At 70.6% G+C, this 20975-nt stretch carries 23 protein-coding genes; 14 read left to right on the top strand and 9 right to left on the bottom strand.

Going from position 1 to position 20975, the window contains the following annotated elements:
- Positions 1 to 49 precede the first annotated feature (49 nt).
- From ACFY10_RS31180 to ACFY10_RS31205, 6 genes are all read right to left on the bottom strand, one after another.
- Complete coding sequence (locus ACFY10_RS31180; RefSeq protein WP_390668540.1) at positions 50 to 976, bottom strand: NADP-dependent oxidoreductase; 927 nt, start codon at positions 974 to 976, stop codon at positions 50 to 52.
- A gap of 79 nt (positions 977 to 1055) precedes the next feature.
- Complete coding sequence (locus tag ACFY10_RS31185; protein WP_390668541.1) at positions 1056 to 2525, bottom strand: MFS transporter; 1470 nt, start codon at positions 2523 to 2525, stop codon at positions 1056 to 1058.
- A gap of 46 nt (positions 2526 to 2571) precedes the next feature.
- The gene (locus tag ACFY10_RS31190; RefSeq protein WP_390668542.1) at positions 2572 to 3765 is read right to left on the bottom strand and encodes an acyltransferase family protein; all 1194 of its coding nucleotides are present in this window, start codon (positions 3763 to 3765) and stop codon (positions 2572 to 2574) included.
- A gap of 224 nt (positions 3766 to 3989) precedes the next feature.
- Positions 3990 to 4385 (bottom strand): carboxymuconolactone decarboxylase family protein, encoded by a 396-nt coding sequence (locus tag ACFY10_RS31195; RefSeq protein ID WP_390668543.1) that lies wholly within the window; start codon positions 4383 to 4385, stop codon positions 3990 to 3992.
- Between the two features lie 174 nt (positions 4386 to 4559).
- Positions 4560 to 5102 (bottom strand): pyridoxamine 5'-phosphate oxidase family protein, encoded by a 543-nt coding sequence (locus ACFY10_RS31200; protein WP_390668544.1) that lies wholly within the window; start codon positions 5100 to 5102, stop codon positions 4560 to 4562.
- A 77-nt stretch (positions 5103 to 5179) separates the two neighbouring features.
- The gene (locus ACFY10_RS31205; protein ID WP_390668545.1) at positions 5180 to 5896 is read right to left on the bottom strand and encodes an SDR family oxidoreductase; all 717 of its coding nucleotides are present in this window, start codon (positions 5894 to 5896) and stop codon (positions 5180 to 5182) included.
- 133 nt (positions 5897 to 6029) lie between these two features.
- Here ACFY10_RS31205 and ACFY10_RS31210 point away from each other — a divergent pair, with 133 nt between their 5' ends.
- On the top strand, positions 6030 to 6908 hold the full coding sequence (locus ACFY10_RS31210; RefSeq protein ID WP_390668546.1) for a LysR family transcriptional regulator: 879 nt from the start codon (positions 6030 to 6032) through the stop codon (positions 6906 to 6908).
- Between the two features lie 931 nt (positions 6909 to 7839).
- On the opposite strand, the gene ACFY10_RS31215 is transcribed toward ACFY10_RS31210, so the two are convergent.
- Positions 7840 to 8772, bottom strand: a complete 933-nt coding sequence (locus ACFY10_RS31215) for an NADP-dependent oxidoreductase (protein ID WP_390668547.1) — start codon at positions 8770 to 8772, stop codon at positions 7840 to 7842.
- 220 nt (positions 8773 to 8992) lie between these two features.
- On the opposite strand from ACFY10_RS31215, the gene ACFY10_RS31220 reads away from it, so the two are divergent.
- From ACFY10_RS31220 to ACFY10_RS31255, 8 genes are all read left to right on the top strand, one after another.
- A complete protein-coding gene (locus ACFY10_RS31220) occupies positions 8993 to 9385 on the top strand; it encodes a putative quinol monooxygenase (protein ID WP_390668548.1) in 393 nt (130 codons plus the stop codon).
- Positions 9386 to 9424: 39 nt separating this feature from the next.
- On the top strand, positions 9425 to 10378 hold the full coding sequence (locus ACFY10_RS31225) for an SDR family NAD(P)-dependent oxidoreductase (RefSeq protein ID WP_390668549.1): 954 nt from the start codon (positions 9425 to 9427) through the stop codon (positions 10376 to 10378).
- A gap of 54 nt (positions 10379 to 10432) precedes the next feature.
- Positions 10433 to 11452: an AvrD family protein gene (locus tag ACFY10_RS31230; RefSeq protein WP_390668550.1), complete on the top strand. Its 1020-nt coding sequence runs from the start codon at positions 10433 to 10435 to the stop codon at positions 11450 to 11452.
- Positions 11453 to 11492: 40 nt separating this feature from the next.
- Positions 11493 to 12206, top strand: coding sequence for an AAA family ATPase (locus ACFY10_RS31235; RefSeq protein ID WP_390668551.1), 714 nt, complete (start codon positions 11493 to 11495; stop codon positions 12204 to 12206).
- 106 nt (positions 12207 to 12312) lie between these two features.
- Positions 12313 to 13326, top strand: coding sequence for a beta-ketoacyl-ACP synthase III (locus tag ACFY10_RS31240; RefSeq protein ID WP_390668552.1), 1014 nt, complete (start codon positions 12313 to 12315; stop codon positions 13324 to 13326).
- Positions 13327 to 13372: 46 nt separating this feature from the next.
- A complete protein-coding gene (locus tag ACFY10_RS31245; RefSeq protein ID WP_390668553.1) occupies positions 13373 to 13615 on the top strand; it encodes an acyl carrier protein in 243 nt (80 codons plus the stop codon).
- Entirely contained in the window at positions 13615 to 15228 is a 1614-nt protein-coding gene (locus ACFY10_RS31250) for an FAD-dependent monooxygenase (protein WP_390668554.1), read from the top strand. The genes ACFY10_RS31245 and ACFY10_RS31250 overlap by 1 nt, the downstream gene beginning before the upstream one ends.
- Positions 15229 to 15299: 71 nt before the next feature.
- On the top strand, positions 15300 to 15713 hold the full coding sequence (locus ACFY10_RS31255) for a nuclear transport factor 2 family protein (protein WP_390668555.1): 414 nt from the start codon (positions 15300 to 15302) through the stop codon (positions 15711 to 15713).
- A gap of 40 nt (positions 15714 to 15753) precedes the next feature.
- Here ACFY10_RS31255 and ACFY10_RS31260 read toward each other — a convergent pair whose 3' ends face one another.
- Together ACFY10_RS31260 and ACFY10_RS31265 are read right to left on the bottom strand one after the other, a co-directional pair.
- Positions 15754 to 16458, bottom strand: a complete 705-nt coding sequence (locus ACFY10_RS31260) for a response regulator (RefSeq protein WP_390668556.1) — start codon at positions 16456 to 16458, stop codon at positions 15754 to 15756.
- Positions 16455 to 17114, bottom strand: coding sequence for a sensor histidine kinase (locus ACFY10_RS31265; protein WP_390668557.1), 660 nt, complete (start codon positions 17112 to 17114; stop codon positions 16455 to 16457). The genes ACFY10_RS31260 and ACFY10_RS31265 overlap by 4 nt, the downstream gene beginning before the upstream one ends.
- 210 nt (positions 17115 to 17324) lie before the next feature.
- Here ACFY10_RS31265 and ACFY10_RS31270 point away from each other — a divergent pair, with 210 nt between their 5' ends.
- The 5 genes from ACFY10_RS31270 to ACFY10_RS31290 all read left to right on the top strand — a co-directional run bounded on the left by ACFY10_RS31270 (position 17325) and on the right by ACFY10_RS31290 (position 20944).
- Positions 17325 to 18896: an acyl-CoA carboxylase subunit beta gene (locus ACFY10_RS31270; RefSeq protein ID WP_390668558.1), complete on the top strand. Its 1572-nt coding sequence runs from the start codon at positions 17325 to 17327 to the stop codon at positions 18894 to 18896.
- Positions 18893 to 19126 (top strand): acyl-CoA carboxylase subunit epsilon, encoded by a 234-nt coding sequence (locus ACFY10_RS31275; protein ID WP_390668559.1) that lies wholly within the window; start codon positions 18893 to 18895, stop codon positions 19124 to 19126. The genes ACFY10_RS31270 and ACFY10_RS31275 overlap by 4 nt, the downstream gene beginning before the upstream one ends.
- A gap of 104 nt (positions 19127 to 19230) precedes the next feature.
- A complete protein-coding gene (locus tag ACFY10_RS31280) occupies positions 19231 to 19401 on the top strand; it encodes a hypothetical protein (RefSeq protein ID WP_390668560.1) in 171 nt (56 codons plus the stop codon).
- Between the two features lie 114 nt (positions 19402 to 19515).
- Positions 19516 to 19953 carry a DUF3052 domain-containing protein gene (locus ACFY10_RS31285; RefSeq protein WP_390668561.1) on the top strand — a complete coding sequence of 146 codons (438 nt, stop codon included), beginning with the start codon at positions 19516 to 19518 and terminating at the stop codon, positions 19951 to 19953.
- 97 nt (positions 19954 to 20050) lie between these two features.
- Positions 20051 to 20944 (top strand): glycosyltransferase family 2 protein, encoded by an 894-nt coding sequence (locus ACFY10_RS31290; protein WP_390668657.1) that lies wholly within the window; start codon positions 20051 to 20053, stop codon positions 20942 to 20944.
- The last annotated feature ends 31 nt before the right edge of the window (positions 20945 to 20975 follow it).

Raw genomic sequence — 20975 nt, forward strand, 5'->3', positions numbered from 1 at the left:
CCGCTGTTCGTGACAGCGACCGTCACCGCCCGGTCGGGGAGGCGGGTCCTCAGGGGATGAGGACGAGCCGGCCTCGTGTGCCGCCCTTGGCGAGCAGCGTGTGTGCCTGGGCCGCTTCGTGGAGACCGAAGGTCTGGGCGACCCGCAGCGTCAGCGCCCCGGACTCGACGAGGAAGACCAGCTCGGCGAGCTGGTCGGCGTCGCTCTGCACGGACACCGCGTCGACCCGGATGCCGCGCTCGGACTCCGGCGCGGCCGGGCCGAACACACTGGTGTACGCGCCGCCGTCCCGGACCGCGGCCAGCGCCGGAGCGCCGATCACCGCGGTGTCGAGGAGGCCGTCCACGCCGCCGGGCACGAGCGAACGGACCGCCTCGCTCAGCGCGTCCGTACGGGCGATGAAGCGGGCGCCGGTGCCGGTGACGAAGTCGCGGTCCTCCGGGCCGGCCACGCCGTAGACGTTCAGGCCGTGCCGGGCGGCGAGCTGAAGGGCGTAACCGCCGACCGCGCCGGCCGCGCCGGTGACCACCAGGCTCTGGCCCTCGGACAGGTTGAGCAGGTTGAGGGCCTGGCGTGCGGTGAGTCCGTTGAGCGGCAGGGTGGCCGCCTCGGCGGGCGAGGCCCCGGCGGGGGCGGTGGCCACGGCCGTGGCGTTCAGGACGATGTACTCGGCCTGGGCACCGGCCAGGGTGCCGAACCAGTCGGACAGACCGATCACGGACTCCCCGAGCGACAGGTCCTGGACGCCCTCGCCGAGAGCGTCGACGGTACCGGCGACGTCCCAGCCGAGCGGGTACTGGGGGAGCTCCGGCAGGAAGGCGGCCAGGGCACCCGCCCGGGTGGCCACGTCCACCGGGTTGACCGTGGCGGCCTGGACCTTGATGCGCACCTGGCCGGCGGCGGGCTCGGGGACGGCCACCTCGGCGACCTTCAGGACGTCCGGCTCACCGAAGTTGGTGGCTACGATCGCGCGCATGACAGCAGTGCCTTTCTGTGTAGGGGGATGCGGGCAGCGACCGGGCCGCCCGTGCTCGCGGCGGCCCGGCACCGTACGGCTAGACCGGTGAAGTGGCCTCGGCGCGGCCCGACTTGGGCAGGAAGAAGAGGGCGAGGAGGAGCATTCCGGCGACCAGTACTCCGCCGTTGACGAGAGTCGCGGTGCGTACGCCGTCGAGGACCGCGGAGGCATCGCTCTGCCCGGGGTGCGGCTGGGAGGCCTGGGCGGTGGCGATGGTGCTCAGGATCGGGACGCCGAGTGTCAGGCCGACCTGCTGGGTGAGGGTGGTGAGCCCGGTGGCCAGGCCCTGCTCGGTGTCCGGCAGGCCGGAGGTCGAGGTCACCATGAAGGAGACCACCGCGGTGATGTGGCCGTAGCCGGAGACCGCGGTGCCGATGAGCACCAGCGTGATCCAGCTCTTGCCGTCGCCGACGAAGAAGAGCATGAAGCTCGCCGACGCCTGGATGATCAGCCCGACGACCAGGCCGCCGGGGCCGCCCACCTTGCCGATCAGGCGCGGGGCGAGGGTGCCGCCGACGAACGCCGCGGCGCCCAGCAGACCGAAGGTGAGACCGGTGACCAGCGGCGAGTAGCCGAGGACGCGCTGCAGGTAGAGCGTCATCAGGAAGGTCAGGCTGCTCGCCATGGTGAAGGTGACGATGCCGCCCAGGTTGCCCCAGCGGACCGTGCGGCGCTTGACCACCCGTACCGAGACCAGGGGTTCGGCGGTACGCAGCTCAATGGCCCAGAACAGGGCGAGCAGGGCGATGCCCGCGAGGAGCGGAACGAGCGTCGCGGCGCTGGTCCAGCCCTTCTGCTGGGCGGTGCTGATGCCGTAGACCAGGGCGAGCAGACCGGCGGAGACGGTGACGGCACCGGGGATGTCCAGCTTGGCGGTGCGCTCGGCGCGGCTCTCCTTGATGACGGAGAGGCCGAGGAAGAAGACGGTGGCGCCCACCGGCACGTTGATGAAGAAGGTCCAGCGCCAGCTGAGCAGGTCGGTCAGGACTCCGCCGAGCACCGCGCCGGTGATGAAGCCGGCCGACAGCATGGCGCCGTTGAGCCCCAACGCCTTGGCCCGCAGCGGGCCTTCGGGGAAGGTCGTGGTGAGCAGGGAGAGTGCGGCCGGGGTGACGATGGCGGTGGCCAGGCCCTGGGCGACACGGCCCACGAGCAGGATGTCGGGCGAGGTGGCGAGGCCGCCGACCAGCGAGGCCACGGTCAGCATGCCCATGCCGGTGAGGAACAGCTTGCGGCGGCCGAACAGGTCGGCGACGCGGCCGAAGAGCAGCGTGAAGCCGGCGGCGGCCAGCGCGAACGCCGTGGTCACCCACTGCAGCGAGCCGATGGAGAAGCCGAGTCCGGTACCGATGTCCGGCAGCGCGACATTGAGGATCGAGAAGTCGGCGGCGAGCATGAACTGCGAGCCGAGCAGCAGGATGAGAATGAGTTTCTGACGGGACGTCATCTCCAGGGGCGGGTCGGCCACCGAGGCGATGGAGGTCGTTTCACTGACTGTTGCGGACATGGGGTCTCCTACACGGGACTGAACGCGGTGGGGGCGGTGGGGGGATTCATCGCTGGAGGGTGAGTGGGGGTGCGGTCACCTCCGCCTCTTGCGCGGGGGAGGGGAGGGCCGGCGCGACCGTCCGCCGGGACCGGCTCAGCAACCGGACGAGCGGCATCTCGACGGCGTAGTACAGAGCCGTCGCCGCAAGCAGGGCGATCGCCAGGACCAGGGCGGTGACGGCCAGCGCCTGGGGGGTGTCCCAGGAACGGGTCGCGCCCAGTGCGTAGTGCACCCAGCGGATCACCAGCTGGTGAACCATGTAGAAGGCGAAGGACACATTGCCCAGCCAGACCATGGCCTTGCCGCGCCAGGGCGAGGGCCGCCCCTCGAGGTCGGCCACGGCGACCGTGGGGATCAGCAGCGCGAGGGGGATGACGGCACCCGCGACCAGGCTGAACAGGTAGGGCAGGTAGGAGGATCCGACGTAGCCGACGAGGGAGAGGGCGGTGGCCGGCCACAGACCGATGCGCGGCCAGCGGCCCGCCTCGACGATGAGGGCGAGCACGATGCCGAGGGCGAACTCCAGCAGCCGCACCGGCGGCAGGGTGTAGACGAACCACATACGGTCCTCGGAGACCGGGAGGCCCGGCACCAGGGGGCCGCCGTGGAAGAAGGTGTTGGCGAGCACGGGCATCAGCCAGACCAGGCCGACCAGCAACACGGCGGCGGGCCACAGGAGTTGGGGCCGCAGGCGCCGCGCCGCCCACAGGGCCGCCGGGAACATGAGATAGAAGAACGCCTCACAACCCAGCGACCAGCTCGGGATGTTCATGCTGAAGAACACCCCGGCGCGCGGGAACCAGTCCTGGATCAGGAACAGGTTCGGCAGCGAGTCGAGCCCGATGCCGCCGAATGAGCCGGTGAGCGTCAGTCCGCTCAGCGACAGGAAGCCGAACGCGACGACCCAGGTCACCAGATGGTTGGGGACGATCTTCGCGGCCCGGCGGCGCCAGAACTTCCGGGCCGGGTCGTTCTTCCGGGCGGTCCAGGTGAGCAGGAAGCCGCTGAGGATGAAGAAGAAGGTCACCCCGACGCCCCCCTGGTTCGCCAGGTGGGCCATCCATTTGTTGACGCCGGGCGAGGCGTAGAGGGCCGCCGCGTATATGTGGAACGCGAAAACCATCAGGGCCGCTATGGTGCGCAGGCCGGTGAGCGAGGGCAGCCGGTCTCTGCCGGGTGGCGCGACGGAAGTGGTCACGGCGATCATTCCTGCTTTCTTTTCTCCGGTACGCGGTTCCTTGGGCGCAATGCCCTGGACTCAATGGCGCGGACGCATTGCCGGCGCGGACGCATTGCCTTGCGCAATGAGGATGTGGTCGCGGTTCCCGGCGCCCTTTCGACGCTAGTGGACGCACCACAGCGCGGGAATTCCGCTTTGGGTGCGTCCGATTGCTTCGAAAGTGGTACGGGCCCGCGCGGCGGCTACTCGGCGTCCGGGTGGGCCGCGAGCACCGGCCGGGCCGTGGCCAGCGCGTTCAGTGTCCGCGGGATGCCCGCGTACAGGGCGACCTGGGCGATCGCCTGGACCACCTCGGCCTTGGTGGCGCCGGCCCGCAGCGCTCCGGCGGTGTGGAAGGCGAGCTGGGGCGCGGTGTCACCGAGGGCCGCGAGCATGCAGACGGTGGCGAGTTCGCGGGTGCGCAGGTCGAGGCCGCTGTCCCCGACGAGGGCACCGAGGCCGTGCCGGATGTGGGCGCCGAGGCCGGGCGCGAGATCGGCGATCGACTCCCACGGCGTGCGGTCGCCCTCGGCGGCCAGCGCACGGAACACCTCCTCCCCGGTGCGCGGGGCGAGGGCGGGACTGGCGTCGACGGACATGGTGCTCCTCCTGGGGAATGTCCTGGGAATTTCCTGGGGAATGCGAGATCCAAGAAACCTCGCGTCAATACCTCTTTGGGGGCAGTCGGGCGTATCGCAGGAGGTATTCCGGTGTCGCGCATGCGGAATGTCCGGCGCGCCGTGCAGTGCATAGCGTGATGGCCGGTGACTCGGCTATCGAGCGACCGCGCTATGACGACGGATGTGTCCGGCCAGCCATGTCTCGAGGCCGAAGGTGCGTTCGTCGAAGACCTTGAACTCTTCCGGCGTGAACACGAAGAGCCGCAGGGGTGTCCCGGACGGATCCGGCCCGGCGGCCTTGGCGGCGGCCGCGGCGAACATCGGGAACCGCCGGCCGAACTCCTCGGCGCCGCGGGTCAGTTGGTCGCCCACGGCCGGGGAGCAGGTGCCGAGCAGCTGCAAACCCTGGCGGGTGCCGGGGGTGCCTTCCTGTCCGGTGTCGGCGACGGTCACCGAGACCAGGCCGGAGCTGTTGGCCAGATTCCTGACGTGCCGTGAGGCGGGCCGGGTCAGGCAGTACAGATGGAGATCGGAGTCGTATGCGAAGTAGGCGTTGTGCGACCAGGGGACTCCGTCCATGCCGACGGTCGCCATGGACAGCAGCCTGGTGCCGCCCAGCAGGGAGCAGATGGACTCCGTCACGGCCAGGAATCCGGGCTGCCGCCCGTCCTGGTCGTCTGCCATTTCGATGCGCATGGGGGGGTGCGCCTCCTCTACGGATGCCGGCGGCGGCCCGGGGGATTGGCCGCCGCCGGAGTTGGGGGAGCCGGCGCTCAGGACAGGAAGTGCCCGCCGTCGACGGTCACGACGGAGCCGGTGCTGAAGCCGTTGTTCATCAGGTAGACGTAGGTCTGGGCGACCTCGGAGACCTGGCCCACCCGGCCGACGAGCAGCTTGTCGCCGAGCGCCTGGTACAGCTCCTCCGGCTCCGCGACGCTGCCGTCCCACAGCTCGGTGCGGGTCGGACCGGGGCGGACCACGTTGACCCGGATCGGGCCGAGCTCCACGGCGAGCGCGCGGCCCAGCGCCTCCGAGGCACTGGTGATGGACGCGGCGACCATCCAGCCCTTGGCCGGGCGGGCCCCGGCGCTGCCCGAACTCAGCACGATGGAACCGCCCTTGCGGATGTGGGCGGCGCCGTGGCGGGCGGCGGTGAACGCGCCCCAGTAGCGCACCTTGAAGAACTCCTGCGCCTGTTGCACGTCGGTCTCGTCGAAGGACTTGATCTGCAGCGGGTCGCCGGCGGTGTAGACGAGGTGGTCGAACTCGCCGAGCTGCTGGAAGAACTCGCGGACCTCGTCCTCGTCGGTGACGTTCAGGCGGAATCCCTGGGCGTCGTCCGGGAGGCGCTTGAGGGCCCGGTCGACCTTGTCCTGGCTGCTGGAGGCGATGACGACCTGTGCGCCTTCGGCGGCGGCCAGTTCGGCGACCGAGAATCCTATTCCCGAGCTGCCGCCGAGGAGGACCACGCGCTTTCCTGCAAGGGTCATTGTCCGTACCTTCCCGAGTGTTCGGCCATTCGAATTTCTGCTGTGTCAACAGTGCCCGGGAATCAACTCGTACGTCCAATACCTTAATCGATTCCTGTGATACCCAGAACGCAATAGAAAGGTCGTGGATTTCATGGACTTCGATCTCCGTAAAGTGCGCTACTTCGTGGCCGTGGCCGATCTGCTGCATTTCGGTCGAGCGGCCTCCGCATTGCACATCGCGCAGCCGGTGCTCAGTCGGCAGATTCGCTCCCTGGAACAGGACATCGGCCTTGAACTACTCGTACGGGACCGGCGTTCGGTCGCTCTGACGGCGGCCGGCCGGCAGTTTCTGGACGATGCGCGGGGGCTGCTGGCCACCGCGCAGGCGGCCCGCCACCGGATGTACCGGGCGGCGGGCGGGGAATCCCACCTCACCGTGGGCTTCGGCTGGGGCATGACCGTCACCGGCATCATCGACGCGTTCGCCGTGTACCGGCCCGAGGTGACCGTGGACGTGCGCCAACTGGCCGCCGGATCCGAGGCGGAGGCCCTGCTGCGCGGTGCGGTGGACGTGGCGTTCGTACGGATGCCGGTGGCAGAAGCCGGTCTTGCCCTCGTCCCGCTGGGCAGCGAGGGGCTGGTGGCCGCGCTGCCGACCGGGCACCGGCTCGCCGGAGCGGTCGAGCTCGTCGGCGCGGACCTGGACGGGGAGCCGCTGCTGCGGCGGGCCGGGGCCGCGCCGGCCGTGGTGCGCGGCGCGGCCTCCCTCGTCCAGGCCGCATCCGGCGCGGGCCCCGTGGAGGAGGAGCTGGAACTGGTGGCCCGCGGCCACGGCCTCACCCTGCTGCCTCGCTCCGCCGCCGCCTTCTACACCCGCCCCGGCATCCGCTACGTACCGGTCCTCGACGTCCCGCCCCGCGAGATCTGCCTGGCCCACCCGGCCACCGACCGCTCACAACTGACACGCTCCTTCGTCCGCGCCGCCGAGGCCACGGGCTGGCCGGGGGCGCGACTCCCGGCTCTGGCCTGAGCGCCGGGTCGGGGTGACCACCGCGGCAGATGCCGAGCGCCGGGGCAAAGGCAGTTGCCGGGGTCAGAGGAGCCCGCCGGGGAGGGGCCGGCGGGCCCGGGCCTTCATCCCGACGGCGGGGTACCGGCCGGTCCTTCCGTCGCCGGGGCGGTTACTTGCCGGGTCCTTCCGTCGCCGGGACGGCCACTGGCCGGGTTCTGCCCCGCCGGCCGGGCAACGGGACAGGGCGTCGCACGTCCCGGGCGGGGTCATGGCTTGGGGCGTGCGGATCCTGCCTGCTGCGTGGCGTGGGCCGGGGTTGTGGTCCAGGGCGGTACGTCCTAGGCCGGTGCCATGGCTCGGGACGTGCGAATCTCGCCCGGCGCGTGCCTCGGGTTGGAGTTGTGGTCCGGGGCCGCGCGTCCCAGGCCGGGGCCATGGCTCGGCGAAACCTGCCCGCCGCGTGCCCGGCCGGGCCCCGGCCCGGGCCGTACGTCCCAGGCCGGTGCCATGGCTTGGGAGATGTGAAAGCTTCCTCCTGCGTGCCGTGGGCCGGGGCCATGACTAGGGACATGCGGATCCTGCGTGCTGCGTGCTGCGTGCCGTGGGCGGGGGTTGTGGTCCGGGGCGGTACGTCCTAGGCCGGTGCCATGGCTCGGGACGTGCGAATCTCGCCCGGCGCGTGCCTCGGGTCGGAGTTGTGGTCCGGGGCCGCGCGTCCCAGGCCGGGGCCAGGGCTCGGCGAAACCTGCCCGCCGCGTGCCCTGCCGGGGTTGTGGTCCGGAGCCGCGCGCTCCGGGCCGGGGCCATGGCTCTGCGACACGCGCCCCTACGGCTCGGCGACGCGTACGTCGTGCTCCCGGCACCCCTACTGCTCGGGCGGCCCGTACGCCGTCCCCCCACCCCTACGGCTCGGCGGTCCCTAAGCCACACCCCCGCACCCCGTTCACGGCTACGGCTCCAGCACCACCTTCCCCGTGACATGGCCCGACTCGATCAGTTCGTGGGCGGTTGCGGCCTCCGTGAGGGGGAGGGTGTGGCCTACGTGGGGGTGTAGTTGGCCCTTTTCGGCCAGGGCTGCCATGGCTTCCAGGCCCACGTAGTCCGGTTCCACCGAGACCCCGGCGAAGCGGAAGCCCGACTCGCGGGTGCGGGCGGCGAGTTCGGTGTCCGAGCGGGCGATCGCGGTGACCAGCAGGCCGCCGGGGCGCAGGGTGCGCAGGGAGCGGTCCGCGTAGTCGCCGCCGATCAGTTCGAGGACCGTGTCCACCCCGGTGACCGCCTCGGCGAAGTCGACCGCCCGGTAGTCGATCACCTCGTCGGCGCCGAGCCCCCGGAGGAACTCGTGCTTGGCCGCGCTCGCGGTGGTGATCACATACGCGCCGTGGGCCTTGGCGATCTGGATGGCGAGATGGCCCACGCCCCCGCCCCCGGCGTGGATCAGCACCCGCTCTCCCGGCCGGACCTGCGCCACCTCGACCAGGCTCTGCCAGGCGGTGAGCCCGGCCAGGGGGATCGCGGCCGCCTGAGGGTGGGTCAGTCCGGCCGGCTTGAGCGCGAAGTGCCGCGAGGGGGCGGCGACGAACTCGGCGTAGGCGCCGGCCGCGCGCGGGAACAGCGGCATCCCGAAGACCTCGTCCCCCTCCTTGAAGCGGGATGTGCCCGGCACCACGTGCTCGACGACTCCCGAGACGTCCCAGCCCAGGATGAAGGGCGGTTCACCGTGCAGCGGGAAGACCCCGCTGCGGATGATCCCCTCGACCGGGTTGACCCCGATCGCCTTCACCCGCACCAGCACTTCGGTCGGCAGCGGCCTGGGCCGTTCGACCTCCGCCACCTGCAGTACCTCCGGACCTCCGAAGGCCTGCTGGACGATCGCACGCATACGAATTCTCCTGTCGTGTACGGGACTCGGCACGCATTCCATCCTTCCCGCTCCGAACGTCAGGAGAAGCGAGAACTATTCCGACGGGGTATCCGGATACAACTTTCGACACCGGGCCCGGGCCCCCATGGGGGGATTCTTTTCGGCCGCCCGCTCACTAATGTCGCCTCCTGTCGGGCCGCAACACGGCCGGTCCATACGGAAGTCAGGGAGAAAACCCATGAGTATTCAGCCGGATGTCGCCGTCTCCGCCCCCGCCACGCTCGGCTCGGAAGGCGACGACGGAATCATCCTGACCGTGGTCGCCAGTTTCGAGAACATAGCCGCCGAGCACCGGGCCGAATTCCTCGAGTCGGCACAGCGCGAGGCCTACCTCTCGCTGCGGGACGAGGAGGGGACGATCAGCTACCACATCGTTCCCGACCAGGACGACCCGACCCGTGTGGTGTTCCAGGCCACGTTCACCGACGAGGCGGCGTACGAGCAGCACCGAGGCAACGCCCCGGCCCAGGAGTTCCTGGAGATGGTGGCCCGCAACAAGATCGACGGGCCGAACATCTACATCAACAACTTCTCGGTCCCCAACGTCAACCACCCGCCGCGCGGCAACTGAGGCAGAACCGGCCCCCGTTCCCCTTCGATGGAGCAGGACATGACCGACAACACGCCTACCGTACTGATCACCGGAGCCACCGCCGGTCTCGGTCGCCATCTGGCCGGCGAACTGGTGGCCGGCGGCCGGCGCGTGCTGGTGCACGGGCGGGACCCGGAGCGGGTCCACCGGCTCGCCGCCGAACTGGGCACGCTCGCAACCCCGTGCACGGCCGATCTGTCCTCGCTCGCCGAGGTGGAGTTCCTGGCCGACCAGGTCCGTGCCGCCACGTCCCGGCTGGACGTCCTGGTGAACAACGCCGCCGTGGGCTTCGGGCCACCCGGCGAGACCAGGCAGACCAGCCGGGACGGCCACGAGCTCAGGTTCGCCGTCAACTACCTCGCCCCGGTGGCGCTCACCCGTTCACTGCTTCCGTTGCTGACGAGGACGGCTCCGGCTCGTGTCGTCAACATCGGCTCGGTGGGCCAGGCGCCCTTCGACCCGTCCGAGGCCACGTTCTACGACGACTACCGCGGCGTGGTGGCCTATCGGCGCGCCAAGCTCGCCCTGGTGGCCTTCACCTTCGATCTCGCCGAGGAGCTGCGTGGCAGCGCGGTCACCGTCAACTGCCTGCACCCTGCGGGTTTCATGGACACCGGCATGGTGCGCGAGAGCCGCATACAGCCGCTGTCCACCGTCGAGCAGGGGGCGGCCCCCACCCTGCGTCTGATCACCGACCCGTCGATGGAGCGCGTCACCGGCGAGTACTTCGACGGCTTCTTCCCGGGCCGGGCCCTGTCCGAGGCGTACGACCGCCAGTTCCTCGCGAAACTGCGCCAGGTCACCGACCGGCTGCTCGGCCGCGTGGAGGTGCCGGCCGGGACCTGCCCGTACACGTACGAAGGCGAACTTCCCTTGGTCAACGCCAAGTCGGCGGGTGGCCTTGGCGGTTCGCGGGCGAGCTTCCGGATGTCCGGTGCTCCCGCCGTGCTGCGTGCCCCCGTGCGGGGCTGAGGAGCGAGCGCACACCGTCCACCGCACAACGACGAGCGAGAGGAAAGGAGTGTCATGGCATCCGCGACGGCTTCCATGGCGTCCATCGACGACAGTCTGGGGCCGGTGACACGGAGGTTCTTCGGCGACGGCCACCGGAGGGTCGACTACCGGTTCGGCGAGGTGACGGTCGCCCCGGGCCCGCCCGGCAGCGGCAGCATCGGGGCGCTCGTCTCGGTGATCTGTCCGCCCGACTGGTCCAAGAAGGGTGACACCGACCAGCGTCCGCATCTGAGCACCATCGACGCGCTGATCATCGGCGGCCGGCTGGCCGAGCTGTTCCTGACCCGCCGCCATGGGCTGACCGAGCGCGAGCGGGCGGCCGTCTGGTTGCGCCGGGTCGAGATCCGCGCCGGGAACGCGCCCGACGAGGAGAACCTCGAATCCCTCAGCGCCGAGGCCACGTTGCGTACCACCCGCCTTCACGAGACCGACGAGTCGCTGGCCGTCTCGGTGCTCGACTGCACGGTCGGCGGGATGCGGATCCGAAGCGACCTCGTCCACCCCGTGGGCCGGCTGAACTCCGACACCACTTCCGCGTCGTACGACCCGGACCTGGCCGCGCTGCTCCCCGGCGTGTACGGCGAAGGCTTCAAGCACCGCCGCCAGCCGATCACCGATGTCAGCGTCGACATCGCGCAGCGGCGCGCGGACGCGCAGGTCGCCGTGGTCACCGTGCCCGGCGCCCACTACAGCGCGGGCATGGAGGGCGCCTACCAGCCGTCCGTCTCCTTCATCGACGCGTTCGTGGTCACCCTGCAGATGGGCCAGGCGCTCCTGTACGGCCTCGACAAGGTGCCGCGGGCCCGGAGCAACACGCTGTGGATGCGCCGTACGGTCCTGGAGAGCGACACCCCGCACCGGCCCGCGGCAGGCCCCTTCCCGGTGACCACCGAGCTCACCGACGCCACCCTGCTCGATGTGCGCGGCGTCCGGTGGCGCACGGCCGACATCACCAGTGACTGCGCGGGAGTGCGCGTCATGTGCTCCGTCACCCATGAGATCCCACAGCTCGCCGCCACCGTCGCCGGCTGAGCACTGCTTCGACTTCCCTACGCGAAAAGGCGGTAAGCACATGAGGCTCGGTATTTCCGGCACGTACTCGTCCGGCAAGACGATGACCGCGCTCGCCCTCTCCCACTACACCGGGCTCCCGCGCACCATGGCGAAGACCATGCGGGAGATCCTCCCCGAGGCCGCCCCGGGCAAGACCCTGGAGGAGTGCACCGCGGCCGAGCTGCTGCAGATGATCGTCGTGCGGCACACCGAGCGGGTGAAGTACGAGTACCAGCTCGCCGACGGCTTCATCTCCGACGGCTCCTCGCTGCAGGAGTGGATCTACGGCGCGCTGCGGGTGCGGGTCGGCATCAACCCGAACGACTCGGTGCACCTGGCCGAGGGCGAGGACGTCGAACGCACTCCGGAGATCGAGTTCTTCGACGACGTCATGCGGCAGCTGGGCGTCTCGTTCAAGCAGCACGTCAAGCGCAGCTTCGACGCCTTCGTCCACCTGCGCAACGAACTGCCGCTCTCCGCCGACGGGCACCGTCCCGTCAACAACCGCTTCCGCACGATGGCCGACGCACGGCTGCTGGAGGTCCTGGCCGAACTGGAGATCCCGGTTCATGTGGTCGGCGGCTCCCTGGCGGAGCGGCTGCGGACCATCGTCGACATCACCGGCATCACACCGGTCGTCTCCGAGGCGGAGGCGATAGCCAAGGCACAGGAGGCGTACGGGCGGATCGACACCACGATCGAGACCCGGCGCAGTCCCGTGCTCGCCGGCTGACCACCCAACCGTCCATACGAGCCATCCGACGACCAACCGGCAGACAGTTGACGCCGTGAGCCGGTCAGTCGCCGAATGGTCTCGCTCAGACCATCGAGGGTCCAGCATGGATAGTACTACCCGACTGGCGGCTGTCCTGGAGGGGCTGGGGACCGCGCTCCCGCCCCGAGTTGTCACCAACGCGGAGCTGGCCGAGCGGCTCGACACCTCGGACGAGTGGATCCGGACCCGCACCGGAATCACCGAACGCCGGATGGCGGGACCGGGGGTCGCCACCAGCGACCTGGCGGTCGAGGCGGGCGAGCGGGCGCTGAAGTCCGCCGGGGTCAGCGAGGTCGACCTGGTCGTCGTGGCCACCACCACCCCCGATCACCCGTGCCCGGCCACCGCACCCGATGTGGCCTCCCGGCTCGGCCTCGGCCCGATCCCCGCGTACGACATGGCCGCGGTCTGCTCCGGGTTCGTGTACGCGCTCTCGGGCGCGGCCGGCGCGATCGCCTCCGGCCAGGCCGAACGCGTCCTGGTGATCGGCGCGGAGACCTTCACCTCGATCATCGACCCCGAGGACCGCTCCGGCGCGGTCATCTTCGGTGACGGCGCGGGCGCGGTGGTGCTGCGGGCCGGCCGGGCCGACGAGCCGGGCGCGCTGCTCGGCTTCGACCTGGGCAGCGACGGGGCGCTGGCCGACCTGATCAAGATTCCGGGCGGCGGCTCGCGTCAGCGGGCCGGCGGTCTGGCCCCCGACCCGGCGGACTCCTGGTTCACCATGCAGGGCCGCCAGGTGTTCACCAACGCCGTGAAGCGGATGGCCGATTCGGCCGGAACGCTGCTGCAGCGGATCGGCTGGCCGGTGCAGTCGGTGGACAGGTTCGTCGGTCACCAGGCCAATGTCCGCATCCTGCACGCCGTGGCCGAGCAGCTGGGGGTGGAGCCCGAGCGCGCGGTGATCAACCTCGACAAGGTCGGCAACACCTCGGCGGCTTCCATACCGCTCGCGCTCGGGGACGCCGCGGCGAGCGGCGACATCACGGCGGGCGACCGCGTCCTGATGAGCGCCTTCGGCGGCGGCGTCACCTGGGGCTCCGCGGCCCTGGTCTGGCCCGAACTCATCGTCGCCTGAACTCCCTTTCGCTTCACCCCACTTGACCTGAAGAAGGAGAAAGTCGATGTCACAGCTGTTGGCCGGTGACCTCATACAGATCCTGAGCGACAAGTACGGGCTGCCCGGCGAGGAGCTCTCCGCCGAGACCCGCTTCGAGACGCTGGAGTTCGACTCCCTCGTCATGGTGGAGCTCGCCGTGATCCTGGAGCGCAGGCTCGGCATCCCCGTCAGCGACGAGGAACTGCTGTCCGTGGAGTCCATCGGCGAGGCCGCCGAACTGCTCAGCGCCAAGGGGGTGAAGGTCTGATGCAGTGGGAGAAGGAATCGGTGCCACTGTCCGGTGACTCGCCCGAGGTCCTGATCGTGGGTGCGGGGCCGGTGGGCATCACCCTCGCCTGCGAACTGCTCCAGCAGGGCGTACGGATCCGCCTCGTCGACCGCCGGGCGGGCATCGACGAGTCCGACCCGCACTCCAAGGGCATCCTGGTGTGGCCGCGCAGCCTGGAGATGCTGCGCCGCATCGGGGTCAGTGAGCGTCTGGTCGCGCGGGGGCACACCAGCAAGGGGGTCGGCTACTACTCCGAGGGCCGGCTGCGCGGCACCGCGCACATGCACAAGCTGCCCGGCTCCCCGTACCCCTTCGTCCTCACGCTGCCTCAGCGGGAGACCGAGCGGGTGCTGCGGGACCGGCTCGCCGAACTCGGCGGAACCATCGAATTCGGGGTCACGCTCGAGCACTTGGACAACTCCGGGACACTGCCGCGCGCCGTGCTGAGCCTCCCCGACGGCACCGCCGAGACCGTACTGCCGCTCTATCTGGTGGGCGCGGACGGCCCCGGCAGCGCCACCCGCGAGATGCTCGGGATCCGCTTCGACGGCGAGGCCATCGACGTCACCTACGCCATCGGGGATGCGCCCATCTCCGGCGGGGTCCCGGCCAACGCCCAGTACTACTACTCCCGTGACGGGGTGGTCGCGCTGGTGCCCCTGGCGGGTGGGCTCTACCGGATCGCCGCCAACATCCCGCACCGTGAGGACGGCGAGGGCAACCCGTCGCGGGAGCTGATCGAAGAGGTCATCAACCGGCGGGCGCACACCGACTTCAAGGTGGGCGAGCCGGTGTGGACCCGCTCCTTCAGGCCCCGGCTCGGGCTCGCGGAGCGCTTCAGCCAGGGCCGCTGCTTCCTGATCGGCGACTCCGCCCACGTCATCAGCCCGGCCGGCGGCCAGGGCATGAACATCGGTTTCCAGGATGCCGCCAACCTGGGCTGGAAGCTCGGCGGGGTGATCCAGGGGCGGCTCGACGAGGCGATCCTGGAGACGTATCACCCCGAGCGCAGCGTCGGCGCCGTACGGATGGCCAAGACGTCGGCCGCGCAGGCCAGGTTCGCCATGCAGCGCTCCACCCTGCGGATCGCGGCGCGCGACGCGGTCTTCGTGGCGGCGAAGTGGGCCGGTCTGGTGCAGCGGATCCTGGTGCCGCTGCTCGCCCAGGCGGATGTCGACTACTCCGAGTCCGTGTCGGATCCGCTGTTCCGCCGGATCCCGCACCCGGCCCGCGTCGGTCAGCGGGTGCCGCTGTTCGCTCCGCCCGTCCAGGCGGGCGGCGTGCCGGCGCTCGACCCGTACCGGCACACCGTGGTGCTGTGGCCCGGCCGCCGGACCCCGGCCGACTGGGCAGCCCTGGCCGCGGGGCTGCGCCGCCGCTTCGGCGACCAGGTCGCCGTACTCGATCTGGGCGGCGTGGACCCGTCCGCCGCGAAGCCGCTCGGCAGGGCCTTCGGCAACCGTCCGGTGATCGCGACCGTCCGCCCCGACGGTCATCTGGCCCATCTGGCGGCGGTGACCGCGCCGGAGCAGACACAGGCCTTCCTGCGCCAGGCCGCTCCGGCCGAGGTGCCCGTTCCCGTCCTCACCTGAGGTCCGTTCCATCCCGGCAGCCCAAGCTGCCGGACGTCCTTGTCCAACACCCCAGTCATCGGGAGACCGTTGTGTCCGTCACCACCTTTGCCACCACCACCGAGACGATCCAGGAGTTCTTCGCCCGCTTCGGTGCGGGTGACCTGCCGGCCCTGCTCGAGCTGTTCACCGAGGAGGTCGACTGGAACGTCCCCGGCTCGGACACCGTGCCGTGGACCGGGCGCCGCTCGACCAAGGACGAGCTGACGGCGTTCTTCGTGAGCGCGGGCGAAGAGGTCGAGGCCACCGAGCAGTTCGAGGTGGACCGCATTGTCGCCGAGGGCGACACGGGTGTCGCGATCGGCCGTTTCACCCATGTGATCCGCCGTACCGGCAAGAAGTTCAGCTCGGAGTTCGCGCTGCACATCGCGGTCGCCGACGGCCGGATCCGGCTCTACCACATGTTCGAGGACGGCCTTGCCGCCGCCGAGGCGTTCGCTGCCTGACGGCCCGGGGCGGGGCGCCCGGGGGGCGGGAGAGACGTGGTCATCTCTCCCGTCCCGAGGGCTGCGCCGCCCGCGCGCCGGAGGCCGACGCGGTCAACGGGGCGCGGGGGCCGACCGGTGCGATCAGCGAGGCGGCGACCGCCTTGTTGACGGCGTCGATGCGCGAGACCGCGTCCAACTTCCCGAAGATATTGCGCAGATGGCGCTTGACCGTGCCCTCGGTGATGTTCAGCCTGGCCGCGATCTGCCGGTTGCTCAGCGCGTGCGACACCAGGGTGAGCAGCTCCCGCTCCCGGGCGGAGATCCGGTTGTCCTGGGCCTGCGGGGCCAGCGCCGCGAACTGCGAGACCGATATCTGGACCTCGTCGCCCTCCCGCATCACGCCGCGGATCACCGCCGCGAGGTGGTGCTTGCTGACCCGCTTGTTGAGATAGCCGCGGATCCCCAGGGAGAGCAACTCCCGTACCAGGTCCGGGTTTTCGTGCATGCTCAGGATGATCACCCTGGTGTGCGGCGAGAGCTCCAGGACGCGCGGCACGGTGACCCCGACCGGGACCCCCGGCATTTCGACGTCGAGCAGCAGGACATCGGGCCGCAACCGGGCGCAGAGGGCGGCGGCCTGGGCCCCGTCCGCCCCGTCGCCCACCACCTCGAAGTCCGTCTCGCTCTCCAGGCATTCGCGCAGGGTGTCACGGAGGATCGCGTGGTCGTCGGCCAGCAGGATGCGCACCGGAGACTCGTTCACGCCCGCCGTCCCTGGGCCGGAAGCGGCAGCCACACGGTGACCCGGGTGCCCCGCCTGGGCCGCGAGACGACCATGACCGTCCCGCACAGGGACTCGGCGCGCTCCCGCATCGAGGTCAGCCCCATGCTGCGGCGGGCCGACGGATCCGGATCGCGGGTCACGTCGAACCCCTTTCCGTTGTCCGTCACGACCGCGGAGACGGCCTTCTCGGTGATGTTCATGTGGACGACGACCTGTTCGGCGGCCGCGTGCACGGCCGCGTTGCGCAGTGCTTCGCACAGGATCAGGAAGAGCTGCCCCTTGTGCAGGTCCGGCAGCCAGGACTGGAGCCCGACCACGTGCACGGCGGTGCTCGTGCCGGCCGGCGCGAGACTCGCGGCGAAGGACCGCAGGGCTTTGGCGAGATCATGGGGCTCGGGGCGCGGCGCGGGCTCGCGGGACAGCTCGTCCGCCAGTTCCCTGGTGACCCTCATGGCCTCGGAGACGGCTCGCAGTCCGCCCGCGATCCGTTCCGAGGCGCGCTCGGGGTCCCGGGGCAGATGCAGCTCGACGAGCTCCAACTGCCGTAGTGCCACGGCCAGTTCGTTTCCCACCCGGTCGTGCAGCTCGCGTGCCACCCACTGGTGCCGGTGTCGGCCGGCTTCCTGTTGCTGCATCGGACGATCCTTCCTCGTTGGGTGCGTGACTGAGCGCGTACGAACACGGGGGAGCCCGGGAGTCGTACCGGCAGCACGCACACCCCCACCAACGACACCCACAATAAAATACCTTCACGAAGGAATCAATGTCTGTCATGCTGAACACCGGATCACAGCCGGCCAGGCTCTGCAGGCCGTGCAGGCCAGGCCCCATGGGGAGGAGCGCACATGACCGTGCTTGAGGACAGGCCCGACGCGCACACCCGGCTCGGTGAGCTGGAGCGGCTCCGCACCCGGGCCCACGACGGGCCCGAACCGCAGGCCACCGAGCGCCAGCACGCCCGCGGCAAGCTCACCGCCCGCGAACGCATCGCGCTTCTGCTCGACGAGGGCTCCCTCACCGAGATCGAGTCACTGCGCAGACACCGCGCCACCGGCTTCGGCCTCGAACGCAAGCGCCCCCACGGCGACGGTGTGATCACCGGCTGGGGCACGGTCGAGGGCCGCACGGTCTTTGTCTACGCGCACGACTTCCGGATCTTCGGGGGCGCCCTGGGAGAGGCGCACGCCGAGAAGATCCACAAGCTGATGGACCTCGCGTCCGCCACCGGTGCCCCGCTGGTCAGCCTCAACGACGGGGCGGGCGCCCGGATCCAGGAAGGGGTCTCCGCGCTGGCCGGCTACGGCGGCATCTTCCGCCGCAATGTGGCCTCTTCCGGGGTGGTCCCGCAGATCAGCGTGATGCTCGGCCCGTGTGCGGGCGGCGCGGCCTACTCGCCCGCGCTCACCGACTTCGTCTTCATGGTCCGGGACATCTCGCAGATGTTCATCACCGGCCCCGATGTCGTCCAGGCCGTCACCGGCGAACGGGTCAGCCAGAACGAACTCGGTGGCGCCGATGTGCACGCCCGCCTCTCCGGGGTGGCCAGCGCCGCCTACGACGACGAGGAGAGCTGTCTGCAGGACGTGCGCCATCTGCTCTCCCTGCTGCCCTCCAACAATCACGAGGCGCCGCCCGTCGTCCGCGGCGACGACCCCGCCGACCGGCCCTGCGACGGGCTGCTCGACCTGGTGCCCGCCGAGCCGAACCGCGCCTACGACATGCGGCGGGTGATCGAGGAGATCGTCGACGACGGCGACTTCTTCGAGGTCCACGCCGCCTGGGCGCCCAACCTGGTCTGCGCGCTGGCCCGGCTCGACGGACAGGTGGTCGGGGTGGTCGCCAACCAGCCGTCGGCGGTGGCCGGTGTCCTGAACATCGAGGCGTCCGAGAAGGGTGCGCGCTTCGTGCAGTTCTGCGACGCGTTCAGCATCCCGCTGGTGACCCTGGTGGACGTGCCCGGATTCCTGCCCGGAGTCGGCCAGGAGCACGAGGGAATCATCCGGCACGGCGCCAAACTGCTCTACGCCTACTGCAACGCCACCGTGCCCCGCATCCAGGTGATCGTCCGCAAGGCCTACGGCGGCGCCTACATCGTCATGGACTCCCGTTCCATCGGCGCCGACCTGTCGCTGGCCTGGCCGACCAACGAAATCGCGGTGATGGGCGCCGAGGGTGCCGCGAACGTCGTCTTCCGCCGGGAGATAGCCGAGGCGGCCGACCCCGACGCGGTCCGCGAGCAGCGCATCAAGGAGTACAGGACCGAACTGATGCACCCCTACTACGCGGCCGAACGCGGCCTGGTCGACGAGGTCATAGACCCCCGTGACACCCGCTCGGTGCTCATCCGCGCTCTCGCCATGCTCCGCGCCAAACATGCGGACCTGCCGTCCCGCAAGCACGGGAACCAGCCGGCATGACCGCCGCCGAGCCCACCGCGGCCCCCACCACCGAGCACCTGAGCGCCGCCGGTCTGCGCATCGTCCGCGGCAACCCCGACCCGCACGAACTCGCGGCACTCACAGCCGTCCTCTTCGGCCTCGGCCGCCGCGGCACCTCCTCGCCCGCGCCGGCCGGACCTGCTCCCTCGGGCGGCTGGAGACGCCGGCGCGGGGCCGGCCACCCGGGTGCCACGTCCTGGCGCCGGTGACACTTTCGGCGTCGGGATATCCCACTTCCGTTGCAGCCAACCGATTTACACCGACTCAGGCCGTTAGCTTTTCCGAAATGTCAGCGGGCGGAAGGAGAAACGCGATGGCACCGGAACGGACCATCCGCGAACAACACGCAGGAGATATCGGCGAACGGGCCGTCGGAACCGAGCAGTTGAGCAGCCTGGACATCTGGTCCCATTGCGCCCCCATCCGGCTCGCCGGGTATGAGGAGGATCTTGCGGAGCCGCACATACTGCCCGGAATCGACTGAGCGGGGCGCTGGGCGCATGCGCGGGTGCCGGTCTCGAATCCCGCCGACCGCTCCACGGGAACCCCAGGTCAGGAAGATACTGACCTGGGGTTCTGCGTTGAGTGGAGGCGGCAGATGAGCGGATCCGGTACTACGGGCGGCGGCTACTCCGGCACCCCCCTCGCCAAGAAGATCGGCATCAGGCCGGGCCACTGCGTCGGGCTCCGGCATGCCCCGGAGGACTTCGGTATCCCCGGCCTCCCCGACGACGTGGACCTCACCGCCGACGGCCCGCGCGGAGCCGACGTCACCGTCGCCTTCTACCGCGATCACAGAACACTCGCGGAAGAGGCCCCGGCGCTGGTCACGGCCCTCGCCGACCACGCCATGCTGTGGATCGCCTGGCCCCGCAAGGCCGCCGGCCACGTCAGCGACATCGCCGAGAACGATCTGCGGGACCTCTTCCTCCCGCTCGGCGTGGTCGACGTGAAGGTCGCCGCGCTGGGGGAGGACTGGTCTGGGCTGAAGTTCGTACGGCGCAGGGAGAACCGCCGTACGTCCCGCCACGCCTGACCCAAGAATCGGCGTACTCAGGAAGTCCTCATCATGAACGGTTAGCATCGCGGCCGGGATTGCCGGCGGCCGTGATGGGGTGAAGGGCATGCAGGACCTGGGAGCGCCGAGGGTCGCCGTCGCCGTGGTGACCATGGGAAACAGGCCCGCCGAGGTGGACGCCCTGCTGGAGTCCGTGGCCAAACAGGATCTCGCGCCCGCGCGGATCGTGATCGTCGGCAACGGCTGCCCGCTGCCGGACTTCGCCGAGCGGCTGGCGCTGCCCGGCGAGGTCACCCTGCTCGAACTCGATGAGAACCTCGGCTGCCCCGGCGGACGGAACCAGGCGCTGGCCAGGCTGCGCGAGTTCGGGGACGTCGACATCGTCGTCGAACTGGACGACGACGGCCTGCTCGTCGACGCCGATGTGCTGCGGCGGGTACGGGACCTGTTCGCGGCCGACCCGAAGCTCGGCATCGTCGGCTTCCGCATCGCGGACGAGCACGGCGAGACACAGCAGCGGCATGTACCCAGGGTCGGCGCCTCCGACCCGCTGCGGGGCGGTTACGTCACCGGATTCCTCGGCGGCGGGCACGGCTTCAGGACCGCCATGCTCGACGAGATCGGCGACTGGCCCGCCGAGTTCTTCTTCGCCCACGAGGAGACCGACCTGGCCTGGCGGGCCGCCGACGCCGGCTGGCGGATCCTGTACGCGCCCGAACTGCTGCTCCAGCACCCGAAGACCTCACCGGCCCGGCACGCCATCTACTACCGGGTGAACGCACGGAACCGGGTGTGGCTCGCCCGCCGTCGCCTGCCGTTGCCACTCATCCCCGTTCACCTGGGGATCTGGACGCTGCTCACCCTCGTACGGACCCGCTCGCGGGCCGGGCTGCGCGCCTGGTTCGGCGGGTTCGTGGAGGGCCTCAGGGAGCCGGCGGGCGAGCGGCGGCCGATGCGGTGGCGGACCGTGTGGCGGCTCTCGCGGCTGGGCCGGCCGCCCGTCATCTGAACCCGACCGGGGGAGGGGACGAGGGTCCCGG

The organism is Streptomyces sp. NPDC001401 (assembly GCF_042895385.1).
In the GTDB taxonomy this organism is placed as follows: domain Bacteria; phylum Actinomycetota; class Actinomycetes; order Streptomycetales; family Streptomycetaceae; genus Streptomyces.